The 18,639-nt window shown below is 44.0% G+C and carries 9 protein-coding genes; 7 read left to right on the top strand and 2 right to left on the bottom strand.

Annotation, left to right across the window (positions count from 1 at the left end):
* The first annotated feature begins 240 nt into the window (after positions 1-240).
* The 6 genes from DA100_RS11975 (at position 241) to DA100_RS11950 (ending at position 5,733) form a co-directional block, all read left to right on the top strand.
* Positions 241-1,269, top strand: coding sequence for an amino acid ABC transporter substrate-binding protein (locus DA100_RS11975; RefSeq protein ID WP_138972347.1), 1,029 nt, complete (start codon positions 241-243; stop codon positions 1,267-1,269).
* A gap of 76 nt (positions 1,270-1,345) precedes the next feature.
* Positions 1,346-2,548 carry an amino acid ABC transporter permease gene (locus DA100_RS11970; protein WP_138972346.1) on the top strand — a complete coding sequence of 401 codons (1,203 nt, stop codon included), beginning with the start codon at positions 1,346-1,348 and terminating at the stop codon, positions 2,546-2,548.
* 1 nt (position 2,549) lies between these two features.
* Positions 2,550-3,647, top strand: coding sequence for an amino acid ABC transporter permease (locus DA100_RS11965; RefSeq protein ID WP_138972345.1), 1,098 nt, complete (start codon positions 2,550-2,552; stop codon positions 3,645-3,647).
* A 20-nt stretch (positions 3,648-3,667) separates the two neighbouring features.
* Complete coding sequence (locus DA100_RS11960) at positions 3,668-4,417, top strand: amino acid ABC transporter ATP-binding protein (protein WP_138972344.1); 750 nt, start codon at positions 3,668-3,670, stop codon at positions 4,415-4,417.
* Positions 4,418-4,611: 194 nt separating this feature from the next.
* Positions 4,612-5,274: a Bax inhibitor-1/YccA family protein gene (locus tag DA100_RS11955; protein WP_138972343.1), complete on the top strand. Its 663-nt coding sequence runs from the start codon at positions 4,612-4,614 to the stop codon at positions 5,272-5,274.
* Between the two features lie 129 nt (positions 5,275-5,403).
* On the top strand, positions 5,404-5,733 hold the full coding sequence (locus DA100_RS11950; RefSeq protein ID WP_138972342.1) for a TusE/DsrC/DsvC family sulfur relay protein: 330 nt from the start codon (positions 5,404-5,406) through the stop codon (positions 5,731-5,733).
* Positions 5,734-5,762: 29 nt separating this feature from the next.
* Here DA100_RS11950 and yccX read toward each other — a convergent pair whose 3' ends face one another.
* Entirely contained in the window at positions 5,763-6,035 is a 273-nt protein-coding gene (gene yccX, locus DA100_RS11945; protein WP_138972341.1) for an acylphosphatase, read from the bottom strand.
* Positions 6,036-6,340: 305 nt separating this feature from the next.
* Between yccX and DA100_RS11940 the strand changes: the two genes are divergently transcribed.
* Positions 6,341-7,534 (top strand): class I SAM-dependent methyltransferase, encoded by a 1,194-nt coding sequence (locus DA100_RS11940; RefSeq protein WP_138972340.1) that lies wholly within the window; start codon positions 6,341-6,343, stop codon positions 7,532-7,534.
* A gap of 222 nt (positions 7,535-7,756) precedes the next feature.
* Here DA100_RS11940 and DA100_RS11935 read toward each other — a convergent pair whose 3' ends face one another.
* Positions 7,757-18,394, bottom strand: coding sequence for a tandem-95 repeat protein (locus DA100_RS11935; protein WP_138972339.1), 10,638 nt, complete (start codon positions 18,392-18,394; stop codon positions 7,757-7,759).
* Positions 18,395-18,639: the final 245 nt, after the last annotated feature.

Here is an 18,639-nt window from a genome sequence, read left to right as displayed (position 1 = left end):
ATTTACATTTAAGCAACATTTCGTCATTCTAAAGTCTGTCAGGATTTGTGATTTCATTCAAAAATCTTTTTAAATTATACATTTGAGAAATTGCGAATCCTTTCCTACGCTTATAACTGGTTGATTTGTTTAAGGCCCAAATATGGGCATACACAACCTAATAATTAAGAAACACAACACCATTTAATCGTTGTATCAGGTTGAACCTGATTTAACATGGATCATACAGGAAGGATACAAATGGCACATAAACTAACACTTCTTGCTTCAGTTGTAGCGGCATCTACTGCACTGATGTCTACAAGCGCTGCTGCTGCGGATAGCACGCTAGATAAAGTAACTAAACAAGGTTTCCTAACTTGTGGTGTAAGTACTGGCTTGCCAGGTTTCTCTAACCCTAACTCTAAAGGTGAATGGGAAGGCATTGACGTTGAATACTGTCAGGCGCTTGCTGCGGCAGTACTTGGCGATAAATCAAAAGTTAAATACGTTCCTCTAACAGCGAAAGAGCGTTTCACTGCACTTCAATCTGGTGAGATCGATGTTCTTTCTCGTAACACAACTTGGACGCTTCACCGTGATACAGCTCTAGGTCTAAACTTCGTTGGTGTTAACTACTACGATGGTCAAGGCTTCATGGTTAAGAAAGACCTTGGTCTAACAAGCGCTAAAGAGCTAGATGGTGCTTCTGTATGTGTTCAGTCTGGTACGACAACTGAACTTAACCTAGCGGACTACTTCCGTAACAGTGGTATGTCTTACAAGCCAGTTGTATTTGATACAGCCGCTCAAACTTCGAAAGGTTTCGACGCTGGCCGTTGTGACGTACTAACCACTGACCAATCAGGTCTTTACGCACTTCGCTTGAATCTTCAAGATCCTGCATCTGCTCAAGTTCTTCCAGAAATCATTTCTAAAGAGCCTCTAGGCCCAGTGGTTCGTCAAGGTGACGATCAATGGTTTAACATCGCTAAGTGGACTCTAGCTGCAATGGTGAACGCTGAAGAATACGGCATCACTTCTAAAAATGCAGACGAAATGCTTAAGTCTCAAGATCCAAACATCAAGCGTATTCTTGGTGTAGACGGTCCTAAAGGTAAAGGCCTAGGCATCCGTGACGATTGGGGTTACCAAGTTGTGAAACAAGTGGGTAACTACGGCGAGAGCTTCGAGCGCACAGTCGGTGAAGGTTCACCACTACAAATTTCACGTGGCGTAAACGCACTGTGGAATGCGGGTGGCTTCATGTACGCTCCTCCAATCCGTTAATTTTTACATAGTTACAATAGAAAATGGGCGGTTTTGGCCGCCCTTTTTATAAAAATGGATTTGAGGTTATAGCTGTATGAAACCTACTAATTTTGCGACGAAATCGGATAACGGACCGAATTCAAACGCTAACCTTTTATACAATCCCACCTTTAGAGCTGTTGTTTTCCAGATCATAGCGATTTCAGCACTCGTTTTTTTCTTTTACACAATTGTCAATAATGCACTAACCAACTTAGAAGCACGTGGTATTGCCACGGGTTTTGACTTTCTAACTCAAGAAGCCGGCTTTGGGATTGGCTTAACGCTGATTGAGTACGATGAAACCTTCTCTTACGGCCGCACCTTTATGGTCGGGCTACTCAACACGGCGCTAGTCTCGTTTTTTGGTATCATCCTCGCGACGGTGATTGGCTTTCTAATGGGTATCGCACGCCTTTCGTCTAACTGGTTAGTTAGCCGTTTTGCTGCTGTTTATATTGAGACATTCCGTAACATTCCTTTACTTCTTCAGATTTTCTTCTGGTACTTCGCAGTTCTGCAAGCACTTCCGTCAGCTCGCCAAAGTTTAAGTCTGGGTGAAGCCATTTTCCTCAACGTTCGTGGCCTCTACTTCCCTGCCCCAGTCTTTGGCGAAGGTTCTTCCTTTGTTGTAGCAAGTGTGATTATTGGCATTATCGCGACGCTTTTGATCGGTGTATGGGCGAAAAACAAGCAAAAACTGACCGGTCAGCAAACGCCTATGGGACGTATCATGCTGGGGCTCTGTGTTGTTCTACCTGTCATCGTTTACTTCTTAGCAGGTTCACCTATCTCTGCCGAATACCCTGTTCTAAAAGGCTTTAACTTTAAAGGTGGTATTAGCATCATCCCAGAACTCGCAGCATTACTGCTTGCGTTGAGTGTTTACACGGCGTCGTTCATTGCTGAGATTGTACGTTCAGGTATCAATGCCGTTAGCCATGGTCAGACAGAAGCCGCTATGTCACTAGGGCTACCACGTTCTCGTACGCTAAAGCTGGTGGTTATCCCTCAAGCACTGCGTATCATTATTCCACCGCTGACTAGCCAATACTTGAACTTAACCAAAAACTCATCGCTTGCGATGGCGATTGGTTACCCCGACTTGGTTTCAGTATTTGCTGGTACAACGCTGAACCAAACTGGTCAGGCGATTGAAATCATTGCGATGACGATGGGTGTTTACTTAACACTCAGCCTAGTCACATCGGCTCTGATGAACTTGTACAATAAGAAAGTGGCTTTGGTGGAGAGATAGAATGAAAGTACATCAATTTCAGCCTAGCCTTCCGCCGCCTGCAAATACGGTTGGTCTGGTAGGTTGGCTAAGAAAAAACCTATTTAATGGTCCAATAAACTCAGTCGTAACAATTATCCTCGCCGTTTTATCCGCGATGGTACTATGGGACGTGTTTAACTGGGCTATTCTCAATGCAGACTGGGTTGGCACAACTCGTGACGCATGTAGTCGTGAGGGTGCGTGCTGGGTATTTATCAGCGTTCGCTGGGACCAATTTATGTATGGTTTCTACCCTTCCGACGAGCTTTGGCGACCTCAGTTTTTCTACGTGACACTGGCTATCTTTACGGTATTGCTGGCTTACGAGAAAACACCTAAGCGTCTATGGATTTGGTTATTCTTAGTAAACGTCTACCCATTTATCATTGCTGCTTTACTTTATGGCGGTGTATTTGGTCTGGAAGTTGTCGAGACGCACAAATGGGGTGGCTTGTTGGTTACACTGATTATCGCACTTGTCGGTATTGTCGTTTCGCTACCTATCGGCGTTGCTCTGGCACTAGGGCGCCGTTCAGAAATGCCGATCATTCGCAGTATGTGTACTGTCTACATTGAAGTATGGCGTGGTGTACCTCTTATCACGGTTCTGTTTATGGCTTCAGTTATGCTGCCCCTGTTCCTTTCTGAAGGTTCAGAAACAGACAAACTTATCCGCGCATTGATTGGTGTGGTGATGTTTAGTGCTGCCTACATGGCGGAAGTGGTTCGTGGTGGTCTTCAAGCTATTCCAAAAGGACAATACGAAGCCGCAGACGCGTTAGGTCTAAGTTATTGGAAAAAAATGGGGCTGATTATTCTTCCACAAGCACTGAAGATTACTATCCCATCTATCGTGAACACCTTTATCGGATTGTTCAAAGACACTAGTCTGGTGCTTATCATCGGTATGTTTGACGTACTGGGTATCGGACAAGCTGCAAACACTGACCCTGAGTGGTTAGGCTTTGCAACGGAAAGTTATGTATTTGTCGCGTTAGTGTTCTGGGTATTTTGTTTCGGCATGTCGAGATATTCGATCTGGCTAGAAAACAAACTTCATACCGGTCACAAACGATAATTAGAGCTCAAGGACGTATTATGACGCAACAACAAGATTACATGATCCAAATAAAGGATATGAACAAGTGGTACGGCGAATTCCACGTACTGAAAAACATCAACCTAAACGTTAAGAAAGGCGAAAAAATCGTTATTTGTGGCCCTTCTGGTTCTGGCAAATCCACCATGATTCGCTGTATTAACCGTTTGGAAGAACACCAAAAGGGACAGATTATCGTTTCTGGCAATGAGCTGACTGAAGATCTGAAAAACATTGAGGCCGTTCGTCGCGAAGTTGGTATGTGTTTCCAACACTTCAACCTGTTCCCTCACCTAACTGTTTTAGAAAACTGTACGCTGGCTCCAATTTGGGTGAAAAAAATGCCTAAGGAGGAAGCTGAAGCGATTGCGATGAAATATCTAGAACGCGTTAAGATTCCAGATCAAGCCGATAAATATCCAGGCCAACTATCTGGTGGTCAGCAGCAGCGTGTTGCCATTGCTCGCTCACTTTGTATGAGCCCGCAAGTGATGCTGTTTGATGAACCAACGTCGGCACTTGACCCAGAGATGGTTCGTGAAGTACTTGACGTTATGGTTGAGTTAGCCGGAGAAGGCATGACCATGTTGTGTGTAACACACGAAATGGGCTTTGCTAAAGAAGTGGCTGACCGTGTTATCTTTATGGATGCGGGTGAGATTATTGAAGAGAACAACCCAATTGAGTTCTTCGAAAACCCACAGTCAGATCGAACGCAAAATTTCCTTGCTCAGATCCTGCACCACTAATTTCTAAAGATGGCATAACACAGGGGCGACTTCGGTCGCCCTTTGCAGTTGTTATATTGTGTTACATCTTTCAAAATACATAAGTTTTTATTTCTATTATTATTTTATCTACTACTAACTGACTTGGGGCTTGATCTTTTGGTCATTAAACCTCATAAATGTAGATATAAACATAAAACCTTACGAGGAAGATTATGAACAGTCCTATGTTTACCCGCACTTCAACGCAAGAAAGTGCTCTGCAAACAAACAAAGTATTGCGTAATACTTACGCTCTACTCTCTATGACTCTGCTTTGGTCTGCAGTGGTTGCTGGTGTTTCTATGGCGATGAATCTTCCTCGTCCGGGCATCATCATCACACTTGTTGGCTTCTACGGTCTGCTATTCCTAACCGAAAAGAACCGTAATAATAGCATGGGTTTGGTATTTACCTTCCTGTTTACTGGTTTCCTAGGCTACACGCTTGGTCCAATCCTTAACGCATACATTGGCGCAGGAATGGGCGATGTGATCCTAACGGCACTTGGCGGTACTGCTCTGTCCTTCATGGCTGCATCTGCTTATGCTCTAACGACACGCCGTGACCTGTCTATGATGGGCGGTTTGATGATGTCATTGTTTGTCGTACTGGTTGTAGGTATGATTGCGAGCTTCTTTATCCAGTCAACGATTCTACATCTGGCACTAAGCAGCCTGTTCATCGTGTTCTCTACCATGGCGATCCTGATGACGACTCAAGGCATCATCCGTGGCGGTGAGACAAATTACATTTCAGCGACGATTACGCTTTACGTTTCAATCTACAACATCTTCATCAGCCTGCTAAGCATCCTTGGCATCATGAATGACGATTAAGATTAACGTTTAATCAAACACCAAAAAGCCCGAAAGTTTATCTTTCGGGCTTTTTCTTTCTTGCCATATTGTCCAATCGCGGTATGCTGCGCTACCCTATTGAATATCAAACTATTTAGGATCGTTAAGATGTTTGAGTATAACGACAAACAAATCGAAACTGACGCTCAAGGCTACCTACTAGACCATACTCAGTGGGAAGAAGGCATGATAGAGATATTGGCTCAACAAGAAGGCATTAAGCTAACTGAAGCCCATCTTGAAGTGGTTCATTTCGTGCGTGATTTTTATGAAGAATTCAACACATCTCCAGCCGTTCGAATGCTGGTTAAGGCGATGGAAAAAGCCCACGGCCCGGAGAAAGGCAACAGCAAATATCTGTTTAAGCTATTTAAACAAGGGCCAGCTAAACAGGCTACCAAATTAGCGGGTCTGCCTAAGCCTGCCAAGTGCTTATAAAAAGATGCGATTGTGATCCTGTTGCCACGCTACAGGATCTGAAATCCTTTGTATGGCTTGTAGGAAACGCTCTGTCTTTGAACATGGTCAACACTTGATGTTTTAGGCCCTTGAGTCAGCCAGTCAGCCATCTCATCAATTTTCTCTTGCGCCCCACAAACCACGACTTCTACGTCACCATTGTTGAGGTTCTTAGCGTAGCCAACGAGGCCTAACTTTTTCCCCTGATACGAAGTGTGGTAACGAAACCCTACACCTTGCACTATTCCTGAAACGATAAACTTCGCACTGCACTCCTGCATGATTTACGCCTCCCACCGTTAGACTTTAAGTAATTAATCAATTCATTCCAATACGAATCTGTGGTCGATATATTCGCAATCATACCGTGTTGGATATTTCGCACCATTCAGCTCTTCAGATCGCTTTAACTATTACCAATGCTAACATCACCCAGCTCTGAAGTCAGAGTGACCAGATGGAGTCACTGCTAACAGACCTTAAAGCCTAACCTCAAGAGCCGCTTTTAAGCGGCTCTTTTATTTGCTTTTCCCTAGTAGTTCCTTGAAAATACCCCACCTTGAAAAACAAACAATTGAGTAAACCAATGACTCCAGCTATCTATCTAGTCAAAGGCCGTGATAAATCACTCCGCCGTAAACACCCATGGGTATTCTCTCGTGGTATCCACCGTGTTGAGGGTGAACCGACATTAGGTGAAACGGTTGATGTCTTCACTCACGATGGAAAGTGGCTGGCGAAAGCGGCCTACTCACCAAACTCTCAGATTCGTGCACGAGTCTGGAGTTTTGACAAACAAGACATCAACACCGATTTCTTTGTTAAACGCATTCAAGACGCGCAACTGCTGCGTGAAGACATCATCGAGCGTGACGGTTTAACCGGATACCGTTTGATTGCGGCTGAATCTGATGGCCTACCAGGTATCACAATCGATAAGTTTCAGAACTACTTGGTATGCCAACTGCTGAGCGCTGGTGCAGAGTACCACAAGCAAACCCTTGTTGATGCGCTATTAAAAGTGTTCCCTGATTGCAACATCTACGAGCGCTCAGACGTGGCAGTACGTAAGAAAGAAGGTCTTGAGGAGACAACGGGTGTATTGCACGGTGAACAGCCACCACGCTCAGTAGTCATTGAAGAAAACGGTGTAAAGATCAGCGTGGATATTATCGAAGGCCACAAAACCGGCTTCTACCTCGATCAACGCGACAGTCGCCAGCAAGCGATGAAATACGTTAAAGACAAAGAAGTGCTTAACTGTTTCTCGTACACCGGTGGCTTTGGCTTGTACGCTCTTAAAGGCGGTGCCAAACGTGTGATCAACGCGGATGTCTCTCAGCCTGCGCTAGATACTGCTAAGTACAACGCTGAACTCAACGAGTTTGATATCTCTAAAAAACGCGCGGTATTCCTCAATGCCGACGTATTTAAGTTGTTGCGCGAATATCGCGATCAAGGCACCAAATTTGATGTTGTAATCATGGACCCGCCTAAGTTTGTGTCCAGCAAAAACAATCTAACTTCAGGTGCTAACGGCTATAAAGATATCAATATGCTGGCTATGCAGATCCTTAAACCTGGTGGCACACTACTGACCTACTCTTGCTCAGGCTTAATGAGTGGTGAGCTATTCCAGAAAGTGATTGCCGACGCTGCTGTCGATTCGGGTCGCCAAGTCAAGTTTGTCGAACGCTTTGAACAAGCGGCTGACCACCCAACTGACAGCGCTTATCCTGAAGGTTTCTACCTCAAGGGGTTTGCTTGTAAGGTGTTGTAGTTGCGAGTTGCGAGTTGCGAGTTGCGAGTTGCGAGTTGCGAGTTGCGAGTTGCGAGTTGCGAGTTGCGAGTTGCGAGTTGCGAGTTGCGAGTTGCGAGTTGCGAGTTGCGAGAAAATTCTGAAGGGTTGACATTTGGTGTCAACCCTTTCTTTTTACTGGTGCTGAAAGATAGACAGCCTAAGTAACGAGGATTAAAAAAGGGCCTTGCGGCCCTTTTGGATTTAGTGGTTAGTTGTGTCGTATACCTTCAGTAAGTCGTTTAGGATTGCGCTAGTGTCGGTAATAGAACTGCCTGAAATATAGTCGCGATATTCGTTAGCACCACCTTCAATTACGACTTTCTGGCTACGTTCACCAACATCGTCACCTCTCTCTGACAAAGTTAGAGTAAGGTCACTACCATTGACAGCTAAACCAACTTCTTTGTTAGCAAACAAAGAGTCAATCGTATCATTCTCATCGGTATGAAGCAGATCAGAGATATCTATCTTATCCACGCCTTTGGTAAAGTCGGTAATTCTGTCGACTTCACCATCTCGAATACCTGCACCTTGATCAATGAACTGGAAGATGTCTTCACCACTGTCACCAGTAAGGAAATCGTTACCTTCGCCACCAATGATAATGTCGTCGCCTGAACCGCCACGTACAGCATCATTACCAATGCCACCGTCTAGGTAATCATGCCCCGTGCCGCCGAAAATAATATCTGAGCCACCTTCTCCATAAATGTGATCGTTACCACCACCACCTTGTGCGATATCAAGCCCTTCTTTACTTTCTTTAGTTACAAGTAACCCGCTATCTTCAGAACCATTTGCATCATTTAAACTTCCTATATTTTCACGAGCAAACGTGGAGAGAACGTTATCAAATGCATCATCCTTAGGGTACACTTGTGAAGCACTATCACCAAGATAAATGGTATCACTGCCAGAACCGAGTTGAACTACATCGCCACCGATGCCTACATCTATTGCTATGCCATTGACATTATCATAATGGTGAGATGTATGGCTCTCTCCTTCAGCTATAACTGCTGCAGAAGATGGCCAGGTCAGTACTGAACCGGATGCATTAACATTATCAATACCACCACTATCTGAGCCAATTATTTTAGATGCACTCACTTGAACTGTACCAATGCTTCCATTTACCAATGGTTCACTGATACTACTCTGGTCATCTGAATCTATGGCTGAGTATTTGAACTCATCATTGATATCTTCCACACCAGTAACGTCCAGTTCTACATCAGCTAGGTTAAATCCTGCTCCCTTACTTGGTGTCGAATTATTAACTACTAAACGAATTTCATCGAAGATACCCTCATCAGGTTTAATCGTTGCATACCCTGCATGCTTGGAGCTCTCTAAGATCTTCAATGGGCCAACTTCAGCGACAAACTGCCCATTATGGAACAAATAAGCAACTAGTGTTGCATGCGGATTATTTCCATTGAACTGCCCCTGTAAACTAGCGAATGACAACGTAGCAGAAGAAATATCACCTTCATTGGAAGAAATTGAAACATACTCTCCACGCCCAGTTTCCAAACCTTTACCGGAGTCATGCTTACTACTTACGAATAAACCCTCTTGACCATTAGTGTCATCGTACTTGATAGTGGCATTAGAATCAGTTTCAAATACCTTATTTACTTCATCGAACGTGCCACCCGAAATTGTAATTCCATTTCGATCTAGTTCACTTACACCGTTTCCTGTATGTGCCAACGCAGTTTGTTCGGTAGGAGTTAATGAACTTAGCGCTAAATCGGTTGAAACTATGTTGTTTGCGTCTGCTACATAGATAATTTTCGCGCTATCCAAAACTACCTTACCGACCGTTAGTGCATCGCCAACAATCTCACCTTTATCATTGACTTCATAAAGTTTGCCATGCTCTGGCAACTCTTCAATACGAACTGAAGTGTGCTTATTGTCAGAAGTGCTAGCATCATCTTCGCTATCTGTTGCATGTGGCGCAAAGTTAACATTTGCGACATTAGTGTCCGAAGTTACCGTAAAGTCATTTGCTATTGGGCGCTCATTAGTGTCAACAGGCCCTTGAGGTCGTTCAAGAACGGTAACATTAATTGTTGCTTCAGACGCGTTGGTCAGCTTACCTCCAAGATCACCGTGATCTACGTGAACATCATCATCTTTGTTAGTATCCGACTCTGTAGCAGTTGCGATAACCTTAATGTCAAACGTACTAGGGTCTAATACCTTGACCTGAAGTTGCGCCAAGTTCCAATCAGTAACATCAATCTTATCGTTTTTATTTGTTTCAGTGACAATGTACTTGTTCGCATTCGGACCAGTACCATCAATCAATACAGCACCAACAGGAAGACCTTGCAACTCAATCGTTAATGTCTCAGAACGATCTTCCACATCAACTAGTGAAGCACTAATCTCGCTCAGCTTGATAAATGAATCTTCATAGCCATAGTTATCAACCGCAGTAAATTGAATATTGTCAATTATCGCTCCAGTCGAATCAGCCTCATCGGCTTCTAGTACTAGGCGGTATTTACCAGAGTCTTCAACTGGTAATGTAAACGTTCCTTTTTGCCAACCATCACCAACTCGCTCAGCGATAAAGTCATACAATGTTACCTTACTATCCGCAATCGGATTGCCGAAGTCATCGAGTTTGTAGAGTGATACCTCCATGTCTGAGTCCGAAGGATCAACATCGTTTCTCGCAGCAATATCGAATTGGAAGTTATAGAAGCGACCAGCCACAAGATCCATGTCGGTATAGAGGACTTTGTCGCCCACTTCGCCTTCAATTTCCATGACTTGGTTAGTAGAAGAACCCGATAGGTATGTTCCTTCTGTCCCGACTTCAACATGCTGGCCAGCGTTGGAGGTTTTCCACTCACCAATCGTGCCTGCGCCAGCAACGTCATTAATAGCGATACCACTATCCCAACTCGGGTGGCCAGAATTATTTAGCACCACATCTTCAAAGTCGATTGCTGCAACTTTTTCAAAGTCACCAATCTTCAAAATAGGTTTATCAGCATCAGGATGAACATCAACATAAATGCTACCAGTTTCTACGACATTGTTACCATCTTTAGCAGTCACCGTAATCTCAAAGTTGACGTCACTATGCTCTGGAGCTTTCACTTTAACTGAATCAATATCATCAATACCAACGACAATAAGGCCACTGTTACCGACTGTAGATTCAACACCATCAACAACTACAGTTGCGCCTTGTGGAATACCAGACAGTTCTATGGTGCTTACAGATGTTGCTGCATCTGCCACACTAATGTTTAGGTCAATGAAGCGATCTTCTAAACCTGCCACATTGTTGAACGATAATTCATCAGTATCAGTTACAGAGATTGATGCTGTAGCCGTTTCAGATTGATTAACACCATCAGATACAGTGACGTCAACTAAGCGCGTTTCTTCATCAGGCGTGTCGCTACTATTTACAAATCGAATAGACTTCAAAAACGCTTCGAACTCATTGGCAGAAACACTACCTGATGGATGGGTGATTACAAGCGCGATTGAAGTGCCAGTAACTGTTTTTACGACATTGAAACCACTATTCTCTGCCCAAGTTAAGTTATCTCCGTCTTTGGCATTGGTTAGCGTAACATTCATAGACTGGATAACGTCCTTATCGTCAAAGACATCAGCATCTATATCTGCAATAGCGGCTTCTCCGCCCTCAACGTACGATGAGTCAAAATTGATACCATCTGTATCAACTTTACTGACCTTAATAACAATGTCGTTAAAGTCATTGTCATCGTTGCCTTGGCCTTTTTGGTCATCAAAACTCAAAACCAAATTGCCATCAGCATCTACTGTAGTGGAAATCTGATGATCTTCGTCGGTCGATTTGTAAACAGGGATTCGAGATTTAACTTCGCCATCTACAACCAATTGACCTTGATCGTTTAGTTCCAATTTATTGAGGTCTTCACTAGCGATCTTGCTAAAGCCATTTGGAATTAGGAAGAGCTCTAGGTTATCGATTGAAGACAAAGGTGAGTCTAACAATGTGCCCGGCTTTAGACTTTGGTCGTTGTTGTTAGAAATCAGTACATGAAGTTGTTGGGTATCACTCTCCTCGTCATAGATATAGTAACCAAAGACATTGCTGTATCCAGCACCTTCACTCACATACTCAATGTCATATAGTACACCATTAAGGTCGACCATTGGCGCTTCATTATCAACGATGGTCGCTACACCAGTTACTGCGTCTTGCTGATGAGTCGCATTGCCTGAAATAGAGAACTTTTCATTGTTGTCTGAATGTGCATCTTGGTTAGTCGCTACTTGAACAGTGAACGACTCATGCCCCTCAGGAACGCTGACGACAAACTTACCATTGATGACCTCAACCGTTTCGCTCTGCTTATTGGCACCCTCACCAAAGGTAACGATGACACTCGATGCATTAAAATCACCCTCGGTTGGTTGACCGTCAACACTTACTGCGGAGCCATCATTTAGAGACATTTCAATGGTGGTTTTCAATTCACTGCTATTTGAAAGCTCAACAACAAACGTTCCAGATTTACCTTCTTCGATTTCGATGTCTGAGATACGCTCTACGACTGGGCGATCATCATTACCAACTTGTGGACCTTGAGGACCATCTGGGTCTGTACCATCATCTAGGATAGTCGCTTCATCTGAAGCAGAATCATTCGATACATAACCAGACTCATCAGTGACAACCAGAGTAAAGTCTTCCGCGCCTTCAAATACAGAGTCGTCTTTTGTTGCTACTTCAACGAAGATCTCAGTCTCACCGTTAGGGATAGTAACAGTAGGTTTTCCATCCTTGATGACTATTTCAAGTTCAACACGTAGTGGTTCACCAGGCAGCTGAGGTTCTAGATAGTAGGCAGTAAACAATTCGCTGATATCTTTAAAGTCAGCTTGTTCTGCAGATGTAGCATCACCATCAAGCGAAATGGCGAGCGATACATCGATATTTTCTGAAGATGGATTAGACAGACTTACCGAGAATACCGCTTTAGATCCTTCAGCTACATCACTAGTGGACTGGACAGTCAGCTCTAGTTCATCAATGTTACTAATCGTTGCAGAATCACTCACTGCATCTGAACCTTCACCTAGCGTAACGCTAAAGGTTTCTGGATTCTCGTAGGTACCATCTTTAAGTGCTGGAACCAAGATAGAGAAGCTGCTCACGCCAACAGGTACAGTAATTTGTCCGTTCTCGAACTTAACACCGTTAGTGAATACCACTTTAGTTAAGTCAACATCCGCTTGTTTATCAGCAGAATCATTGGCGCCACCGTATGTCAGTTTGAAAGACTGGGCGCTCAGAGGACCTTCGCTTAGAATCACTTTGTAAACTAAGTTATCGCCTTCTTGTGCATCCGTACCTTCAATCGACTTCACAGTGACATCATTCGGTTCAACAGGGTTAACAATTACCTTAACCGTTGCTTCGGCAAAACCGCCTTTATCGTCAGTAATCTGGTATTTAAACTCAGCTGGACCTACGTGATCACGATCTAAGTTAAATACGACTTCATCACCATCAATGTATGCATCACCATTTTGTTCGCCAAACACATAAGTGATGCGAATTTCATCACCGTCTACATCACCATCGTTACTTAGCAGTTCAGAAACCGGAATTCTAAACTCAGTAGTACCGTCAGGGTCTTGCTCTATGACATGGACACCACCATCGCTTGAGGCACTAAAGCCCGTGACGAAGTAGTCAGATGAATCTGTCCCTCTCGCTGGGACTTCGACAAAGTCGACGGCTTCAAACACCACGCGATCAAAAGCAAATTCGCCATTAGTATCGAAGGAGTAGCTGCCTGTATTGCCAGCCTCGTTAGCAGTAAACATCCCACTCGCTACTGCCGTATCACCAAAGTAAGCCACCCATTTGCCTTGCTCATGGTTGCCTCGACCGCCTTCATTTTTAATCAGGTTCGAGACTGTGAAAGAGAACTCTGTCGAAGGTTTTGCTAGATCGAATACTAGCTGTTCAGAAACACCGGTCTCACGGTTATACTGGATTTGTGCGCCTGGGCCACCATTCGCATCGGAATCAACCCCCATTTTGAGGTCGCCGTCCATTGAGATATTTACTGCTTTATCAGAGCCTTGGTAGTGCGCTGAAACAACCGATTCATAACCTGACCAGTCATCATTATTCAAAGAACCCAGATTGATGCTGTAACCATCAGGGTCATCGTTAGCGAATGGCGCAGTGTTGCCTTCGGCGATGGTAACAGTCTTAACGTCACTCTCATTACCGTCGCTATCTACCGCTTTATAATCAAACGAGTCTGACGCTTTAGCTTCAAGAGAAGTTAACTCCCAGTTGCCCGGCCCTTTGGTACTTGCTTCAACCGAAACAATCTCGGCACCTTCTGGAGCAACGATAGTTACCGTCTGATTGTTGTGAGTGTCATCATAGAAGAAAGCTTCTTGTTCTGTACGGTCACCATAGTCAAAAGTCACCGTTATCTCTGCTCTAGAGATAACGTTGTCAGCGGCATTTGGTGCAAACCAACCGCCTAAGCCGCTTAAACCAAGCGTTACTGAGGCTGCTGGGCGAGACGCAAAATCAATACGAATGACTTCATCTGTATCGATACCTTGATCTCTACCTACAGAAATCCCAAATCCCATATGACCTTGGTCAGCATTATCTTGAACTAACGCCTTACCCGGTGCTCCATCGCGAGTCTCAGAAGTAATAGTGACTTTGTCACCATCAGCAAACTCTAGCACGTGTTCTGTAGCACTAACTCTTTCACCCCAGTTATGGAAATCCGTTGTGCTCTCTTTGCCTTTCTCAAGATTAGATGTGTCATTTAAACCTAAGAAGAAGCCCGTTGATTCCTGATCATCTTCGTAGACGATATTGTTCGGGTTAGCATACTTTTGGCCGACGACAACTTCAGTCTTGTTATCGCCTTCGACGTAGTAAAGCTTACCAGAATCAGGACGTTCAGTGATGACAACACTAAGCGGCTCGCCATCTCTATCGTCTTCTTTATCGCTGATTTGATCGGAAGAAGCATCACTAGAATCAAACAGGACATTCGAATTACCTTGTGCATCCAGTGAAATAATAAAGTCTTTAGCTAGAGGCTTATTGTCTGTCTCGTCGTCAGTTTCATTGAGAGTAACATGTACAGTTCCAACAGTAGGTTGCCCCTTACCGTCGGTACCTGTAGCCGTCACTTTGATTACGTGAGAGTTACCAGTGACCTCATAGTCATTAGTAAAGGCAGCCGCTCCGTCTGCAGTTAGACTGATCTCACCAGTGTTAGCGTCTACCTGATACAAAGGCTTACCATCGATATATACGTTGTCACCCAGAGCAATTGAGTAACTGATGTTATCGCCATCTTTATCTGTAGCGGTCACAGTACCGATGGTTACATCAGGCTTGAAGTTTTCTTGGTAGTTGAAGCTAACTTTATCCGAATCAAACTTAGTGTCTTCATCATTCAAGTTGTTTTCCGTCAACTTGACTGTCGTATCAACGCTATCGGTGCCATCGCTGACAGTAACAACTAAGTTATGAATATTTGCCGTAACATCAAAATCGTTAGCAAGTGAATCTACACCCGCATCTGTTAGCGTAATACGGCCCTGATCATCAATCTCGAACCAACCTTGTGCATTACCTGACTTAAAACTAAATGAAAGTTCATCTTGAGTATTATCGATATCTTCTGCTGTTACGGTACCAATGACTGTAGTTCCGTCGATGCCTTCGTCATAACTGAATTCGTAACCACCGTTAGGGTATTTTTCATTCGTGAACTCTGGCGCGTCATTAACTGGCGTGACATTCAGAGTAACCGTGGCGTCGTCATAACCACCGTTACGATCTGTAATTTGGTATTTAAATGTCGCATCACCGTTGTAATTAGCGTCTGGTTTGAACTTGATCACTTCATTCTCATAATCAACTTCTAGCTGGCCATGAGTAGGAGATACAATTGATCCTTCAACAATAGACAGAACGTCGCCATCGACATCAGTGTCGTTCGCTAGCAGTTCAGCAAAGGTAATTTCGATTGTCGTATCTTCTGGTGTCGTAAGGTTCGGCTTATTCACGCCTGTAACAGTGATATTGTCTAACAGCGCGCCATAACTATCTGACTTACCCGCACCCGCAAAAGTCAAATCAGTACTATCACCTTGAACATCAAATTCAGCAGTAACTTTATACCAACCGTCTGAATCAGGGCCAACAATTTGAACATTAGAAATGTCAGAGCCTGAAACTGTTCCGTCAGCATGGACAGTAATAGTTTCAGCACCAAAGGTGAACTTCATATCTGATGATGAATCACCGTCTCGACGAGGGTTGTAGTCAAATTCAACACGAACACTGTCTTGTCCGGCAGTGTTTATAGAAGTGGTAATGGCCGTGTTTTGGTGCGCATCAAGCTCTGCGATGTAATCACCATCAGTAGCTTTGGCGATTAGCCCATCACGTTGGATTTCTAAACCGTTGGTTCCGTTCCAATCATCCAGTTGATCTCCGCTAACTACTGTCCATTTTCCAGTGTTCGCCATATGCTCGAATGATTCAGAGAAGAGTAGTGTTGTAGTTTCTACCCCGTACTTGTCATCGTTTGCTTTAGGGCCGTCATTGGTTCCGGTTACAGTAATCGTTAGAGTCGCTGTATCTGTGCCGCCCTGACCGTCGCTAATCGTATAGGTAAAGGTCTCGGAAACTGTTTCACCAACCTTTAGACTTTCTGCATTGTCAGCCACATACTTGTAACTACCATCAGCATTGACGGTTAAAGTACCAAAACTACCAGCTAGCTCAGACCCCACAATTCCAGATTCGCTATTTGTGGCGTTTTCGGCACCTGTACGAATACCAATTACTTCAAGCTTATCACCATCAATGTCACTGTCATTTTTCAGCAGTCCATTGAGTTCCGTGACATTGAGTGTTGTATTTTCCCCTATTGCATTGCTGTCGTTGCGAGCGATTGGAGTATCATTTGTACCAGTTACAGTAATGTAGATGTCTTCTGTTGTGGACTCTCCGTTCGCACTGTCAACCACTTGCACTTTGTAAGTGATAGTGATTGTTTCATCTTTCGCCAGGAACTGAACTAATGCGTTGTCCAGGCTGAAATCCCAACTCTTATCAGAGTCATTGAAGGTTAACCCATTAGCAATCGCGTCATTCAATGCAAGAAGCTCTGCACCACTCAGGTCAGCTGCGTAATCTGCTGAGTTGGAAGACACGGCGTCTGAATCTGCTAGTTTGAAGGTATGCGTATCCGACGCATCCACATCCGCGACCGTAAACGTGCCTGATGTTGTTAATACTGAGGAGTCCTGATCTTCTTTCACCGCTCCGTTCGCATCATACGACACGCTCAGTTTAGGTAAATCGTTAGTACCTGTAACTGTTATCGTCACGTCCTGCGCTTCTGACCTGCCGTCAGAGCTGTCGACCGCCTGCACTTTATACGTGATTGTGAGTTTCTCACCTTCTGCAAGGAACTGAACCAAGGAATTATCAAGATTGAAGTCCCAACTCTTATCAGAGTCATTGAAGGTTAACCCATTAGCAATCGCGTCATTCAATGCAAGAAGCTCAGCATTGCTCATATCAGCTGCGTAATCTGCTGAGTTGGAAGACACAGCGCCTGAATCTGCTAACTTGAACGTATGGGTATCCAACAAATCTACGTCAGACACTGTAAATGTACCCGACGTGCTCAATATGCTTGGTTCTTGATCTTCTTCAACTGAGCCTTGGTCTTTATAAGAGACTTTTAATTCTGGAATATCGTTTTTACCAGTGACGATAATCGTCAGTGTCGTTGTATCAGTCGCACCTAAATCATCAGTGACAGTAACTGGCACTTCTATTTTTAGTTCTTCACCTTCCGCCAAACGGTCATAAGATGATGCATCAAAGGTGTAACTACCATCTGGATTCAGGGTCAAACCTTCGACTTCTGAAGTAGTGGTAAATACCAAAGATTCTCCATCTGGGAGGTCCACATCGGTCGCAGTCATACTGCCTGTGATGACCTGATCTTCTAATAACGAGCGATTTTCAGGCTCTGCTACTGGAGCATCATTCACAGGAGTAACATCAATATTGACTACCAGCGTATCTGTACCACCATTGCCGTCATTGACAATGACAGTGAAGCTATCAGGGCCGTTATAATTCTCATTCGGCGTATAGGTCCAAGTGCCGTCTGGGTTTACGATAGCCGTACCGTTTGCAGGCGCAGAAGATTGGGAGAAAGTTAGGATATCTTGGGCATTTTGGTCTGTAGCAGTCAGCGTTCCGCTGATAGGTGTATCTTCGTCTGTAATAACAGCCAGACTATCACCTAGTGGGTCATTGTTTAGATCAACGAAAATAGGATTGAATAGACGGAATTGCTCTAGGAGTGCAAGGCTTTGTGTCTGAGAAAGACCTAATGATTCAAAACCTGAAGTATCGAAATTAGTCGAAGCAATCGTCTCGGCAGCATCACGCGCAACAGTTGTGGAAGCAGTTAGGCTCGAACCACTTTGACCACCAGCGGCCGTTGCAAAGTCTTCACCTAACTCAGTCGGGTCTTGGCCTTCTTCTAACGCAGCAAAGATATCTGCAATTTCTGCTGAGATATCTTGGTTCTCGCCGTTGTCGCCAACTAGGTTGACTTGTAGTTGTTGATCTTCAGCAAACTCAGGATTGCCCTGAACAATCACCTCACCCGGTTTTGGAAGCTCTCCCTCTACCAAAACTCGAACATTACCGTTTGCATCAATAACGATGATTTGGTTTGCTGCTAAATTGCCTACTGCTACGTAAGTACCAAAACCCATATTTTAAGCCCTTTATCCTTGACTAAATTCTTGCTTATGTCATTGCCGACAAAAATTTGGCAATGTTAAAAATTCACGCAGGTTATAAATTAACATCTTTAACTATTCGGCTAAACACATTTTTTGTATAAAAGCCTCAACAAACACGACACAAGTTGCATTTCTCAACATTGAGACCGTGAATTAAGATCACATTTTTAGCATCATAAAGTCTAAATGGTGCCTCTTTAACCAATATGCACTCA

The sequence above is a fragment of the Vibrio sp. Hep-1b-8 genome (assembly GCF_006124995.1).
In the GTDB taxonomy this organism is placed as follows: Bacteria; Pseudomonadota; Gammaproteobacteria; order Enterobacterales; family Vibrionaceae; genus Vibrio.
The sequence above is the reverse complement of the archived record's forward strand: the minus strand, read 5'-3'. Positions and strand labels throughout refer to the sequence as shown.

What these genes read in the sequence shown, in the direction of transcription:
- DA100_RS11955 (WP_138972343.1), top strand. Translation starts at nt 4,612, where the DNA reads ATGAACAGTCCTATGTTTACCCGCACTTCAACGCAAGAAAGTGCTCTG.
- DA100_RS11935 (WP_138972339.1), bottom strand. Translation starts at nt 18,394, where the DNA reads ATGGGTTTTGGTACTTACGTAGCAGTAGGCAATTTAGCAGCAAACCAA.
- yccX (WP_138972341.1), bottom strand. Translation starts at nt 6,035, where the DNA reads ATGCAGGAGTGCAGTGCGAAGTTTATCGTTTCAGGAATAGTGCAAGGT.
- DA100_RS11940 (WP_138972340.1), top strand. Translation starts at nt 6,341, where the DNA reads ATGACTCCAGCTATCTATCTAGTCAAAGGCCGTGATAAATCACTCCGC.
- DA100_RS11950 (WP_138972342.1), top strand. Translation starts at nt 5,404, where the DNA reads ATGTTTGAGTATAACGACAAACAAATCGAAACTGACGCTCAAGGCTAC.
- DA100_RS11960 (WP_138972344.1), top strand. Translation starts at nt 3,668, where the DNA reads ATGACGCAACAACAAGATTACATGATCCAAATAAAGGATATGAACAAG.
- DA100_RS11970 (WP_138972346.1), top strand. Translation starts at nt 1,346, where the DNA reads ATGAAACCTACTAATTTTGCGACGAAATCGGATAACGGACCGAATTCA.
- DA100_RS11965 (WP_138972345.1), top strand. Translation starts at nt 2,550, where the DNA reads ATGAAAGTACATCAATTTCAGCCTAGCCTTCCGCCGCCTGCAAATACG.
- DA100_RS11975 (WP_138972347.1), top strand. Translation starts at nt 241, where the DNA reads ATGGCACATAAACTAACACTTCTTGCTTCAGTTGTAGCGGCATCTACT.